At 57.2% G+C, this 13,249-nt stretch carries 9 protein-coding genes and 2 pseudogenes; 4 read left to right on the forward strand and 7 right to left on the reverse strand.

Annotated elements, in window-relative coordinates:
• The first annotated feature begins 143 nt into the window (after positions 1-143).
• Positions 144-959, forward strand: a complete 816-nt coding sequence (locus ACR3E0_RS21295) for a DUF2189 domain-containing protein (protein WP_480481493.1) — start codon at positions 144-146, stop codon at positions 957-959.
• A 77-nt stretch (positions 960-1,036) separates the two neighbouring features.
• Here the strand turns inward: ACR3E0_RS21295 and ACR3E0_RS21300 are convergent, their stop codons facing one another.
• From ACR3E0_RS21300 to ACR3E0_RS21315, 4 genes and pseudogenes are all read right to left on the reverse strand, one after another.
• Complete coding sequence (locus ACR3E0_RS21300; protein WP_480481495.1) at positions 1,037-1,768, reverse strand: amino acid ABC transporter ATP-binding protein; 732 nt, start codon at positions 1,766-1,768, stop codon at positions 1,037-1,039.
• On the reverse strand, positions 1,765-2,625 hold the full coding sequence (locus ACR3E0_RS21305; RefSeq protein ID WP_480481497.1) for an amino acid ABC transporter permease: 861 nt from the start codon (positions 2,623-2,625) through the stop codon (positions 1,765-1,767). Before ACR3E0_RS21305 ends, ACR3E0_RS21300 begins: the two co-directional genes overlap by 4 nt.
• Entirely contained in the window at positions 2,626-3,450 is an 825-nt protein-coding gene (locus ACR3E0_RS21310; RefSeq protein WP_480481499.1) for an ABC transporter substrate-binding protein, read from the reverse strand.
• A gap of 299 nt (positions 3,451-3,749) precedes the next feature.
• Positions 3,750-4,181: pseudogene (locus ACR3E0_RS21315) on the reverse strand (substrate-binding domain-containing protein); the annotation flags it as partial.
• 241 nt (positions 4,182-4,422) lie between these two features.
• Between ACR3E0_RS21315 and ACR3E0_RS21320 the strand changes: the two are divergent.
• A pseudogene (locus tag ACR3E0_RS21320) lies at positions 4,423-5,817 on the forward strand (Tn3 family transposase).
• Positions 5,818-6,392: 575 nt separating this feature from the next.
• Here ACR3E0_RS21320 and ACR3E0_RS21325 read toward each other — a convergent pair.
• The 3 genes from ACR3E0_RS21325 to pdxR form a co-directional block, all read right to left on the reverse strand.
• Complete coding sequence (locus tag ACR3E0_RS21325) at positions 6,393-7,886, reverse strand: aldehyde dehydrogenase (protein ID WP_480481501.1); 1,494 nt, start codon at positions 7,884-7,886, stop codon at positions 6,393-6,395.
• Between the two features lie 16 nt (positions 7,887-7,902).
• Positions 7,903-9,093 carry an epoxide hydrolase family protein gene (locus tag ACR3E0_RS21330; RefSeq protein ID WP_480481503.1) on the reverse strand — a complete coding sequence of 397 codons (1,191 nt, stop codon included), beginning with the start codon at positions 9,091-9,093 and terminating at the stop codon, positions 7,903-7,905.
• A 112-nt stretch (positions 9,094-9,205) separates the two neighbouring features.
• Positions 9,206-10,669 carry a MocR-like pyridoxine biosynthesis transcription factor PdxR gene (pdxR, locus tag ACR3E0_RS21335; protein WP_480481505.1) on the reverse strand — a complete coding sequence of 488 codons (1,464 nt, stop codon included), beginning with the start codon at positions 10,667-10,669 and terminating at the stop codon, positions 9,206-9,208.
• Positions 10,670-10,826: 157 nt separating this feature from the next.
• Between pdxR and ACR3E0_RS21340 the strand changes: the two genes are divergently transcribed.
• Together ACR3E0_RS21340 and ACR3E0_RS21345 are read left to right on the forward strand one after the other, a co-directional pair.
• A complete protein-coding gene (locus ACR3E0_RS21340; RefSeq protein ID WP_480481507.1) occupies positions 10,827-11,867 on the forward strand; it encodes a TRAP transporter substrate-binding protein in 1,041 nt (346 codons plus the stop codon).
• A gap of 89 nt (positions 11,868-11,956) precedes the next feature.
• Entirely contained in the window at positions 11,957-13,246 is a 1,290-nt protein-coding gene (locus ACR3E0_RS21345; protein ID WP_480481509.1) for a TRAP transporter large permease, read from the forward strand.
• The last annotated feature ends 3 nt before the right edge of the window (positions 13,247-13,249 follow it).

The raw sequence follows: 13,249 nt of genomic DNA on the forward strand, positions 1-13,249 counted from the left end.
TCAAAGCGTGCTGAGCGGTCCGGACGCTTTACACCGAGCTTCACCTGCTGCAAACTTGTGTCCGGAGGAGCAACTTCTGTTTTACCGCAGGGTCGGCCACCAAACAGCACCAGCGTAGGGATGTGTTTTGGGAGGAGAGCGCCATGACATCCAAGACCGCAGGTTCCACACCACCGGACAACCTGACGCCGCGGCAGCCGGGCAGCCCCGTCGTTAACAAGGTTACGGTGGATGATATCACTGAATCACTGAAGGCCGGGTTTTCCGACTTTCTGGCGCGCCCCGTCATGAGCGCCTTTTTTGGCCTGTTCTATGCGGTGTTCGGAATCCTGTTTGTCTGGTGCCTGGTCTGGCTCGGCAAGGTCTGGATGGTCATTCCCGCCGCTATAGGCTTTCCGCTGGTCGCGCCTTTTGCCGCCGCTGGGCTTTATGAGATATCCCGCAGGCTGCAGAAGGGAGAGAGCTTTGGCTGGTCTGAAATCGTCACGGTCATTGCCAATCAACGCAAGCGTGAAATGGGCTGGATGGCTTTTGTTACCCTGTTCATTCTCTGGGTGTGGTTTTACCAGTTCAGGACCTTGCTGGTGATCATCCTGCAGGACTCATCCTTCTCGGATTTAGACGGGTTTTTGAACACCGTGTTTTTCACACCGGAGGGCTGGACTTTCCTTGTGATCGGCACCTGTGTCGGTGCATTTCTGTCTGCTGTGCTGTTCTCGGTGACGGTTGTAGCCATGCCCATGCTGCTCGACCGGGAAATCGACTTCATTTCTGCAGTCTTGACGTCCATTCGCGTCGTTCAGGAGAATCCCTTTGTCATGCTAACCTTTGCGGCGATAATCACCGTCACCATGCTGTTGTCGCTGGTTCCAGCATTTTTGGGCCTGATTTTCACTCTGCCAATCCTTGGTCACGCCACATGGCATCTCTATCAGCGGGCAGTGCGACCAGCCGAATAGTAACCTATCCAACCTTCACCCCAAGCAACTGCGCTTCCTTTGGTTCACAAAGAAGAAGAGCTTCGTTTTCAGCCGGGTCATAACACGCGCGCAAGGAAGGCTTTGGTGCGCGCCTCTTGTGGTGTGGCGAAAAGCGTTTCGGGCGGACCTTGTTCCAAGATGCGACCCGCATCGAGAAAACAGACTTTATCCGCCAACTCTCGCGCAAAACCCATCTCGTGGGTGGCAAGCACCATCGTCATACCCTGCTGGCGCAGATCGCGCAGCACGTCGAGAACCTCGCCAACCAACTCTGGATCCAGCGCGCTTGTGATCTCGTCGAAGAGCATGATCTGAGGCTCCATCGCCAGCGCTCGAATAATCGCTACGCGCTGCTGCTGGCCGCCGGAAAGCTGGTCCGGGTAGTGCTCCATCCGGTCGCCCAGCCCAAAACGGGAGAAAAGCTGTTCTATTCGAGGACGGAGGTCTTCCCGGCTCAGCCCGTGTACACGGCGCGGGGCGAGCATTACGTTTTCCGCAGCCGTCATGTGCGGAAAGAGATTGTAGCTTTGGAACACCATGCCGATCAGTTGGCGCACTGGCTGGGGGTCCAGTCCCGGCTCGGAGATATCCGTGCCATCCAGCAAGATGGTTCCATCATCAATGGGCTCCAGCAGATTCATGCAGCGTAAGAGCGTGGACTTGCCCGAGCCTGACGCCCCAATCAAACAAACCATCTCTCCATCGGCCACATCAAGATCGATGCCCTTGCAGACCTCATGATCGCCGAACCGCTTGCGCACGCCGCGCAAGGACAACTTCACTGTCATGTACGCGCCCGGTTCTGTTTGTTCATCAGGTAATCCGCATATCGTGTGGCGGGAATTGTCAGCGCAAGAAAGATGAGCGCCGCGCCGACATAGGGCGTGAAATTCGCATAAAGCGACTTGTAGACGCCAGCTTGTCGGAAGATTTCAACCGGCCCGATGAAGGACAACAATGCTACATCCTTTTGCAGGGCGATGAACAGATTCATATTGGCAGGAACCACGTTGCGAATGGCCTGCGGCAGCACCACAAAGCGCATAGTGTCCCGATCACTGAGACCGAGTGAGGCGGCCGCAGATCGTTGCGACTGGTGGATCGAGTCGATGCCCGAGCGGATCACCTCGGCCACATACGCCGAGTAGACAAGGACCAGCGCCAATGTGCCCCATATGTAGGGGCTGTTCCACGGTCTCGGCAGGCCTAGCCCGGGTACACCAAAGCCTATGATGTAGATGACAAGAACCACGGGCAAGCCACGGAATATGTCGGTGTAGGCGATCCCGAAGAGCCGGAGTGGAAAAAGCGCCGGCGCGCGGGTGTCCCGGCAAAGCGCAACGGCAAGTCCAGCCACCGCGATAAGCGGGGCCGACCAGGCAAAGATCATTACGTTCAGAAGAAAGGCGTTCAGCAACCCGGGAAACGTCGCCGCAAAAACCCGGCCGTTGAAAAAGGCACGCTGCACGGCCTCCCAACCGGGGGCGAGCGGCACGAGGACAACAATGGCCAGAGCCACGCTGACCGTGGAGATCAGCGCGATCAGGTTCGAACGTCGCCGTACCCCGGCCTCGTAAACCTCGCGACGTGTGGGCGCTGCACCTGAGCGCCCGGCCACACTGTTCCGCAGCGATGTTTCGTCCATCTATTCGATCACCGGAACACCCGTGGCCTCCGCCAGCCACTGGGCTTCGATAGCGGCAAGTTCCCCGCTTTCGGCCAGCTCCGAAATGGCGGTGTCGACACATTCTTTCAACGGGTTGCCCTTCTCCATCAAAAGGCCGAACTGATCCGGGCTTTCAGATTGCTCCGGCGGGAACTGGCCCAGCAACGCGCCACCCTCTACGACCACGGCGGACAAATAGAGGGCAGTGGGCAGGTCATACAGAGCCGCATCAATCTGACCTGCCATGATTGCGGCATTCACATCGGCATTGTCGTTGTACAACAGAGGTTCACTCGCAGGCTGGATCACATCGTTGAGTATCGGAAGCGCAGTGGTGGTGGCCACGGCCCCCCATTTCAGGCCCTTGAGGCTTTCGAGCGTCGCTTCGGCCCCTGCTTCAACCACGTTCTGAGTGGTCAGCACCGCCATCGCCGAGGTGTAATACGGCAAGCTGAAATCAACCATCTCCTCCCGCTCGGGCGTGATCGAGTATTGTTGCATGTTGAAGTCAAAGTTCTTTGCGCCAGGCTGTATCGCCTCGTCAAAGCTCGTCCGCACCCAGGTGACGTCGTCTGAGCTGAAACCCATCTTGTCGGCGATGGCATAGGCAACGGCCGCCTCGAACCCTTCGCCACTGTCGGGCGCGTCATTCATCACCCAAGGGTAGTAGGCCGGGTTGCCGGTGGCGATGGTCAGCGTACTTTCCACAAGAGTCTTACCCGCAGCGCAGGCCTCGTGCTCCGCTGCGAACGCTGCGCTTGTTGAGATCATTAAAGCCAGAGCTGTGCTAGCAAGCAGTTTCATCCAAACGTCTCCCTGTTTACCGATTGCTCACAGGTTCTAATGGGCAAAGGGATTTGTCCAGTGGTGGAACAACAAGACATGCGCGCGCCGATCTGCGGTCAAAGACCAACGCCCTGTCACATGATCACCGCAGGATACATGCACAAGGGCACCACGGCGGGGTAGGGGCGAAGAGTATGGCTCTTGCTGATTGGCCCGATTAGACTGGTCCGGAGTGATTGCTAGTGCGTGACGGGCCTCTGGTCTGGCTGAATTGCAAATGGTTGGCACGGCACATCGTTCAGGTGCATCGGCGCGGTTCAATCGCGCGATTGAACGGTATTTCTTTCGATGAGCTTTGGTGCCAGCGCTATGTTCTCAACTTCGATGGACTTGTCTCTCACCAGCTCGTTAATCTGGCGAACCGCGTTGGCAACCATGTTGTTGACGGGCTGCCTTAGCGTAGTCAGAGCGAACTCTGGCATGGAAGCCATCGGGATATCATCGAACCCGATAACCGAGAGATCATCAGGAACGCTGATGTTTAACTCGTTCCGCAAAATACTGATCGCTTCGATCGCCATGTAGTCGTTTGCCGCAAATAGGGCATCGGGATGTGTTTCCTTCGGGCCGCCAAACATCTTTCGAATTGCCGTTCCTGTTCTATCGAGATCAAAGTGACCGACTTCATGTGCAAAAAGACTGCGGCCACTTTCCCGAAGCTCAGCCTCAAAACCAAATTTCCGGTCTCGGCTTGTGGATGATCGCTCCTAGAGGAATGTCTTTGGACGCGCGTGGGAAAGCTTCATGACCGATAAGGATCGGGCGTCGGTACACCGCTCCTGGACGGCGGCAACCGTGTTGTTGATCAAACGGAGCCTGCGCAACGGATCGGCCAGTATTCCGCTGAGTCGTGATTATCGTGATTTTGACAAGAATCTGATGCCAAATGATATTTGGGAGAAACACCGGAGCCGTTTCTGCCACAACCTCATGCCTCAGAAGCCTTCTGAAGCCTATGTGGTGCGCATCGAGGGCGCACTAAGAGCAGGCCTTGAGCAGGTTGTCCTCGGCCTTGATGATGAAAGCCTGTGCATTGCAAAGGGTGGAATATCGTTACCAAAGCCTCCCAAATCTGAAGCTGATGAAGGCATTGAAACAAGGCGTCGTCAGCTTCTGGCGCGGCTTGGTCAGATCCAGTTCGTTGACGTTATCATCGAAGTTGACAGGCATACCGGAATATCGCGAATACTGCTGGGGCGACCGTCAACATTCGACCGCAAGCAGACCATCCTCTATGCTGCAATCCTGGCCCTCGGATCCGATCCCACACCTGCCGATATCGAGCGGATGGTGGCGGATGCCAGTGCCGACAGCGTTGGTCAGATGATGCGGAAACTTGAAGCATCAGGACGCCTAAGGGAAGCCAATGACGCCCTCGGGTCCTTCACTGCAAAGCTTGACGTCTCCAAAGCCTGGGTTGGTGGAATGATCGCCTCGGCAGATATGATTGGCTTGGATGTGGCACGCACGCTCCGATCCGCGGCGCAAAACCCAGGCCCTGGGGACCTATGTCCACCTTTCTGATCAATGGGCATTGCCTCACGATCAGCCGCTTGTACTGAACCAGAGGCAGGCCGGCGCGGCCTCCTAACGTGCACTACGCACGACGACGAAAGCCTCGAAAAAGTCGCCGTCGATACTCATGGCGTAACCTATTTCTCGATGGGGTTAGGCAAGTTTTTGGGCTTCGATATCTGTCCGCGACTGGCACGTTTGGCGGATCGGAAACTCTATGTATTCAAGGACACCAAAGTTCCGGAATTGCTAGAACCGATTATCTCTCAAACCTTGTCGAGACGGGCGATTGAACGCCATAGTTCCGCGTCGATCAACATGCAGGTTCACAATACTGGTGAAACCTTTGGAAAACTCCAACGATCAGTCCTCCTGTGTGACTATTTCGGGCGACCCGCGTTCCGGATGGGAACCCAGTGGCTCCTCACTCAGATTGAACCCATGCACACGCTGCAATGCGCCATCCATGCGGGCCCGGTCTCACTACGCCGTGGTCGGAAGTGCGAGCAAATGGCCGCAATCTCCGGGGTTCTCGCGCTGTTCACAAATGCCATCATCTGGAATGCCTATCAGTACGATCAGGCCACAAGCCGAGCAGACTGGAACCGGCCCAAGAGCCATGTGCGCCACATCCCCCGATCACATAGGCACATATCAACCTCAAGGGCACTATCACCTTCGATCTTGAGCAACGCAGAAATCCGGGACAGAATGAGGGAGAAAAGCGATAACTTAACCGATTGTACGCAGAAAAAATCACTTAAAAATAGCCTTTTGCTTATGGAACATACTGCAGGTTCGTTACGGTAACCCCGATGTGACTTCAATGAGGTGTTTGGCACTCAAATAAAATAACATAATGTAAATTATGCGCTTAACTGCAAAAATTTACCCCTGCTGTCGGAGTACGTAAATAATGGGACCGAATTATTGAGACTCGCTTCTCAATGAATTCAACATCTTGAGATTTTTGCGCTTATTTAATGTTTCGATGGTTCAAGCGCTACAAGTCTACGTCAAACGAACGCCAGTGAGCCTCGTCGCAACCTGAAAACCGGCGCAGTGTGTCTTACTTGAATTTGGTTGATCAGCAGAATGCCCTGCCCCAGCACACGGCCCATTGCCGCCTTTGACACAGAGCTTTTGTCGCTGCAGCGCGGCCCGTCGAAGCGGACTTTCGCCGTAAGCGCAAAGCCCGGAGTTGCTCCTATTCACAGTTTGCGGGACAAACCTGCCATTCGCGGCGACTGCGCCAATGGCTGTTGTCGGTGAACAAGATCCAGGCGATGTCGTGATCCACATCTGACGCAGCTTAGATCGCCAAAACGCGTGATGCCCATCGCTTCTTCATCGCGGTGGTTTCCGGTCTCGGACTGCTACCGGGCTCAAGATGCGGCAGATTGAATCCAGATTGTCTTTGTCTGCATATACTGCTCCAGAGCTTCAGTGCCGTTGTCACGCGCGAGGGAGCCGGATTGCTTGTAGCCCCCAAACGGTGTCTTGATGTCACCTTCCGAGAAACCGTTCACGGATACCGTTCCACAAGGCAGCGCGCGGGCCATGTGAAGGGCACGGTCTATATCTTGCGTGAACACTGTGGCGTGCAGGCCGTAGTCGGTATCACTGGCCACGGCCAGGGCCTCTTGGGCGCTGCGCATCGGCATGATGCCCAGAACCGGGCCGAAGATTTCCTCGCGGGCGATTTTCATCCCGGGTGTGACATTCTGGAAGACTGTCGGTTCAATGAAGTACCCCGGCAACTCGCTGTCGCCCCCCATCACCTTCTGGGCGCCCTCCTCGATTCCGCTTTGGATGTAGCTCATGACCAGTTCCTTGTGACCCTTGGTGATCATGGAACCGATATCGGTGGCCGGGTCCAAAGGGTCGCCGAGCGTGAAGGATTTGACGCGCTCCATGATCCGCCCCGTGAACTCTTCGACCAGCGGTTCCGCGATCAGCTGGCGCATATTGGCCGAGCAGTTCTGCCCGCCATTCCAGAAAGCCGACATGGCGGCATGTTCGATCAACTCGTCGCTGATCTTGGCATCATCCAGAACGATGAAAGGGCTTTTGCCGCCCATTTCCAACCCGACTCCTTTCAGGTTGCTGTCACCGGAGTAGCGCATGAACATGCGGCCCACTTCGGTTGAACCGGTAAAGGACACAGTGTCGATGTCGGTGTGCAGACCTATGGCCGCGCCTGCGGTTTCACCGAAGCCCGGCACAATGTTGATGACACCAGCGGGCACGCCGGCCTCGTGCATCAGCTCGGCAAGACGGATGGTGGAGAGCGGCGTCTGTTCGGCCGGTTTGATAACGGCCGAGCACCCCACCGCCAGTGCTGGCGCGATTTTCCAGGCGGCCATGACGAGCGGGAAGTTCCAAGGCAGGACCGCCCCCGCGACACCCGCAGGTTCGCGGGTGATCAGCGCCATGGCACCCGGCCCGGTCGGGGCGATCTTACCAAAGGTTTTATCAGCCAGTTCGGCATACCATTGGAAGAAGTTGGGCACTTCGCCGCCGATCTCGTCCATGCAATCGTTGATCGTCTTGCCGGTGTCGAGGCTTTCCAGAACGGCCAGCTCATGGGTGTGCTCGCGGACCAGTTGGGCAACTCTCAGCAGCACCTCTTTGCGGTCCTCCGGCGCGGCGCGAGACCAAGTGCCCTCATTAAAGATCCGGCGCGCAGCGGCAACGGCGCGGTCCACATCTGCGGCTTTGCAATGGGCCACCACGGCCAGAGCCTCGCCGGTTGCCGGATTGGCCGTTTCAAACCTATCGCCGTCTGCGGCATCGCAGAACTGCCCGTCGATAAAGGCCTGACCATTGGGGCTCAGCCCGTCTGCGATCATTCGGTAGTCGGCATGAGAAAGCGTCATCTGGGTCTCCGTTTGATTACATGCGCAGCGAGCGTGCGAATGCTCGTATATCGTCGAGCAACATTTGAGGTTCTTCCATTGCAGCGAAATGGCCGCCGCGGGGCATTTCGCTCCAATGGGTTACGTTGTAGATGCGCTCGACATAGGATCGGGGCGGCCAGCGAAGCATTTCCGCAGGGAACACGGCGCAGCCTGTTGGAACTTCCACGCGGTGCCCCTCCGGGGACAGGATGCGCCCGCCTTCTTCGCGCCGTCCGTAGTAAATCCAGGAGGCCGTGTTGAAGCTGCGGGTCACGATGTAGATCATTATGTTGGTGAGAAGCTCGTCTTTGCTATGCGCCTGTTCGAGTTTGCCTATGGGCACGTCGGACCAGTCGTGGAACTTCTCAACCAGCCACGCTGCAATGCCGACGGGGCTGTCCATCATGGCATAGCTCAGTGTTTGCGGGCGCGTGGCCTGTTGCGTGCGGTAGCCGTTCTGCATCACCTGATCGGCGTCGAACTGCTTGGCCCAGGTGATCTCCTCCGGGGTTCGCGGGCCGTCCGGATGACGCATCGTCAAGACATTAATATGGATGGCCCGGCAGGCGGGCGTATGTTCGAAGCCGAGCCAGGAGCATATGGCCCCGCCCCAGTCACCGCCCTGCGCAAGATAGTTTTCAAAGCCCAACGTGTCGGTCATCAGGGCGTCGAGGACACCGGCCATCTTGCGCGGGCCATAGGGGCGCGGTGGCCGACCGGAAAAGCCGAAACCCGGCAGCGAGGGGGCGATAACGGTGAAGGCGTCAGAGACATCACCGCCAAAGCGTTCCGGATGCGCCAGCGGTTCGATCAGGTGCAGGAATTCGGCGACCGAGCCTGGCCAACCATGGCTGATCATCAGCGGCATCGGATTGGGCCCGCTGCCCCTTTCGTGGATAAAATGCATGTCGATCCCGTCGACAACCGCGCGAAACTGCGGAAAGGCGTTCAGCCGGGCCTCCTGCGCGCGCCAATCGAAGTCTTCGACCCAATAGGCGCAAAGCTCTTTCATGTAGTCCAGATTGGCACCGTAGCCCCAGCCGCCATCGTCGGGCATTTCATGCCAGGGAAACTCGGCCACACGTGACCGTATCTGATGCAGTAGGTCGTTTTGCACATCGCACTTGAACGGGGTCACTGAAGCATCCCGTGTCATCGGATCCTGCTCAACTGTTTCAATCGCCATGGCCCATCCCACATCGCTATCGTTCAATCACTGGTCCAGACAGTTAACTGCTTCACCCGCACCGCAGCGAGAGACAGGTGGCGACATTCGAAGGGACAGTTGAGCAATACGCTCAGAGTGCGGTGGCGACCTCTTCCGCGATGATCTTCACCCCGGCTTCCAGATTGGACACTGGCACATAGGCAAAGCCCAGGCGAAAGCTGCGCCGGTTATTCATACCGAGATAATAATCCTGTCCCCGGTCGACCAGAACCCCACGTTGGCGTAGACGCACCGCCAGTTCGGAGGCGTCAAACCCCTCGGGCCCGGTCAGCCAGAAGGACGTCCCTCCTTCAGAATCGGTCCGTTGCAACATCCCCAGATGCCTGGTGATGGCGTCATTCATCGTGTGCCAACGCTCGTTGTAACGCCGCTCGATATTGCGCAGATGGGAATCATAGTGACCAAGCTGGAAGAACAGCGCAACGATTTCCTGCACGATCGTGGGCGTGTGACGCATCATCACGCCACGCGCGATACGGGCTTCGCGGATGATATCGCGATGTGCGACGATAAAACCCAGCCGGATGCCCGGTGACACGGTTTTCGACAGGCTGCCGACATAGATGACGCGGCCCGTCTCATCCATCGACCGCATGGAAGGCGAAGATTTGGCGACATAGTTCATCTCGGCCTCGTAGTCGTCTTCGATGATCAGGAAATCCTTGGCAATCGCGGCGTCCAGAAGCTCCTCGCGCCGGGCCTGGCTCATGGTGACCATGGTCGGGAACTGATGGCTGGGGGTTGTGAACACAAGCTGGCATCCGGATGGAATGGCACTTGGGATGATACCGTCTTCGTCGATGCCAACCCCGATCAACTTGCTGCCAGCCAGTCGAAAGGCATTGCGTGCCCCGAAGAATCCGGGGTCTTCTAGGGCGATGGGTTTGCCGGAGCGGGCAAAAATCGTGCCCAGAATGTACAAAGCATTCTGCGAGCCCAGAGTGATCAGGATTTCATCGTCATCGGCATAGATACCGCGTGTGTTCAACAACCGCTGGCGCAATTGCTGGATCAGTTGCGGGCTGTCGCTCTCGACGGAATCGCTGGTCCAGAGCGGCATTTGCTTGCGCCCCAAAGCCTGCCGCGTGCATTCGCGCCAGCCGTCCACCGGGAAGAGATCCGGGTCAATCTGATTGTAGATAAAGGGATAGGGATAAGCGTTCCAATCCAGAGGGTTGACCACCGGCATCAGGCTGTTCGGCTGAAAGGTGACCGGGCAAGGCACGTGTTGTTTCGCGTCGTGCCGGTCTTTGGATTGCGCTTTTTTGAGTTGTGCCATTTGCGGCGCCACAAAATAGCCCGAACGATCGCGCGACACCAAAAGCTCCAGATCAACCAGACGGTTATAGGCGGCAAACACCGTGTTCCTTGACACGCCCAATTGCTCCGCCAATTCACGGCATGACGGCAGCGGCCGGTCGGACGCCAGAGACTCAGACGTGATGGCCGCACTCACAACCTCGCAGATCTGGTCGCGCAGACTCAGAGGCGAGTTTTCGGGCAGCTTCATGAATCTGGGCGTGATGGATGTCAAATTCTATCCTTTCTTCGCGCGGACTGTAGAGCCTCGCAGGACAGTCTGTCAGCTTCAATCCGATCTGTCCCTTTCTTTCAAACTATCTGTCACTTTCCTTGTTCCGGCCCGGGGTGAAAAATGCGGACAACAATAAATCATGATGGGAGTGACGAAGATGAGACTGAAATCCGTAGGAAAGATGTTGTGCCTGGCGGGCGCCCTGGCGTTGCCGGCAGGCGTGGCCAGCGCCGAGAAGGTGCTGAAGCTGGGCACGGTTGGCTTTATCGGGATGCCGATCGGAGATGCCATCGACCAGGCGCTGATCCCGACCTTGGAAGAGGTCTCTGGCGGGCAGCTGAAGATCGAGCCGCATTACCGCAAATCGCTCTGCAGTGAACAAACCTGTGGCGAGCAGGCCAATCAGGGCCTCTTGGCGCTTTGGACAAGTTCGACCGCAAATTTTGGTAACTTTGGCACGTCGCTCGCGATTTTTGACCTGCCCTACATCTTCAAGAGCATTGAGGACGCTGATCGCATTTCGTCCGAGTGGCTGGCAGAAAAGCAATGCCAGATCGCAGCCGAGGAAGCGGGCCATGTCTGTCTGACGGTCTATTCGTCGGGCGGCTTCCGGCAGCTGGGCAACGCCAACGGCTCGGTGAAGGTGCCCGCGGACATGGAAGGTCTTAAGTGGCGCGTCACCAAAAGCCCGATTGAATATACACTGGTCAAAAACTGGGGCGCTGTCCCGGTGCCTTATGACTGGGCCCAGCTTTACCAGGGTCTTCAGACTGGTGTCGTCTCCGGCCAGTATGTCGCCACACCTTGGCAACATGTCGCAAAACTGCACGAAGTCGCACCCTATTTCACCGAGATCGGTGGCTCCTGGTCTGGTAACCAGCTTTCGATTGACAAGCGTCAGTATGACGCGCTGACTGATCAGGAAAAGGAATGGCTGCACATGGCGGCCAAAGCTTTTGGCCAAAAGGTGCAGGAACTGGATCGTGAATGGGTCGAGGCCGGTGAGGCCGCCATCAAGGAAACTGCCAAGGATTGGTATGTTCCAACCGAAGAGGAACTGACACTCTGGCGGGCGGGTGCCATTGATGCCTGGCTCAATGCCAAGGGCACTTATGATCCCGCAACCGCCCGTCGCGTTCTGGAGGAACAGGGCATGACCGGCTTCATTGCCCAACTGGAAGAAGCCGGCGCGCTTTAAATCGGGAACGAAACGATTGAGACAGGCAAGGGCGCGGGATCGGGTTCCGCGCCCTTGTATGATAACCTAACCTCAATGGGGCAGATTGAATGGAAAGCGTCGCACTTCTGACCATCTTGGTGGTGATGATCATGCTGGGCGCCCCTGTGGGATTTGTGATGATCCTGATCCCGGTGGTTTATATCCTGCTCACCGACGCGGCCCCGATGATCCTGATCCCCAGCCAGATGTTTCAGGCCATCGACTCGGTTCCTTTGACAGCCATTCCTTTCTTCATGCTGACCGGCGAGTTGATGACTTCTGCCACGATCACCGACCGGCTGGTGAATCTCAGCCAGCGGATCATCGGCAGGATGCGCGGCAGCATGGCGCAGGCCAACGTTCTGGTCAGCATGTTTTTTGCCGGCATGAACGGCTCGGTCGTGGCCGACACGGCGACAGTTGGGTCCTTGCTGGTGCCGGGCATGAAAAAGGCCGGGTATCCTCCTGAATTCGCAGCTGCCATTACGGCGGTCAGTTCGACCATCGGCGGGATCATTCCGCCCTCGATTATGATGATCGTGCTGGCCAATGCGGGCGGCATATCTGTGGGCGCGTTGTTTGCGGGTGGGATTGTTCCGGGGTTGATGATCGGTGGGCTGCTGATGGTGATCAATTACATTATCGCGAGCCGGAAAAACTTCGAACGCAGCGAGGAGCCGTTCAGCCTGAAGGGCATCGCCATCGCTGGGTACAAATCATCCTTTGCACTTTTGATCCCTGTGGTGCTGGTTGGCTCGGTCGTCTTCGGCATCGCCGGTGTGGTTGAGGCGGGCGCGCTGACGGCAACTATCGCGCTGTTTGTGGGCCTCTTCATCTACCGCACCATCACCTGGAGCAATTGCAAAAGCGCCTTTGTACGCGCTTTTCGCAACTCGGCCATGGTCTTTATCATCATCGCCGCGTCCGGGCCGTTCAGCTGGCTGCTGACCTCCATGGGCGCGATCGGACAGCTTGAGACCTGGCTGCTCAGCTACACGTACAACCCGATGGTCTTCGCTCTGGTTCTGGTGCTGTTCATTTGCCTGCTGGGCATGGTGATGGATTCAGCGGCCAACATCATCGTCGCGGGGCCGGTACTGGTCGATGTTATGGTCAAAGCCGGCTACCCGGATGTGCAGGCCGCCCTTGTCGTGGTGGTCGGCTTTCTGATCGGGTCGGTCACCCCGCCCGTGGGTGTTGCGTTCTTCACGGCCGGTGCTATTGCCCAGGTCCGGCTTGAGAAGGTTGCCATCGCCATGCTGCCCTACCTTCTTGCACTTTTCGCGCTGCTCTTTGTGCTGATCGCGGTGCCGGACTTCACCATGTACCTGCCGCGCGTCCTGGGCTTCACAAGCTGAGAA

This window comes from Ruegeria sp. AJ12 (genome assembly GCF_056536245.1).

Bases quoted from the DNA above. Each gene is read 5' to 3' on its own strand.
- ACR3E0_RS21295 (WP_480481493.1), top strand. From the start codon at position 144: ATGACATCCAAGACCGCAGGTTCCACACCACCGGACAACCTGACGCCG.
- ACR3E0_RS21300 (WP_480481495.1), bottom strand. From the start codon at position 1,768: ATGACAGTGAAGTTGTCCTTGCGCGGCGTGCGCAAGCGGTTCGGCGAT.
- ACR3E0_RS21305 (WP_480481497.1), bottom strand. From the start codon at position 2,625: ATGGACGAAACATCGCTGCGGAACAGTGTGGCCGGGCGCTCAGGTGCA.
- ACR3E0_RS21310 (WP_480481499.1), bottom strand. From the start codon at position 3,450: ATGAAACTGCTTGCTAGCACAGCTCTGGCTTTAATGATCTCAACAAGC.
- ACR3E0_RS21325 (WP_480481501.1), bottom strand. From the start codon at position 7,886: ATGACGCTTTCTCATGCCGACTACCGAATGATCGCAGACGGGCTGAGC.
- ACR3E0_RS21330 (WP_480481503.1), bottom strand. From the start codon at position 9,093: ATGGCGATTGAAACAGTTGAGCAGGATCCGATGACACGGGATGCTTCA.
- ACR3E0_RS21340 (WP_480481507.1), top strand. From the start codon at position 10,827: ATGAGACTGAAATCCGTAGGAAAGATGTTGTGCCTGGCGGGCGCCCTG.
- ACR3E0_RS21345 (WP_480481509.1), top strand. From the start codon at position 11,957: ATGGAAAGCGTCGCACTTCTGACCATCTTGGTGGTGATGATCATGCTG.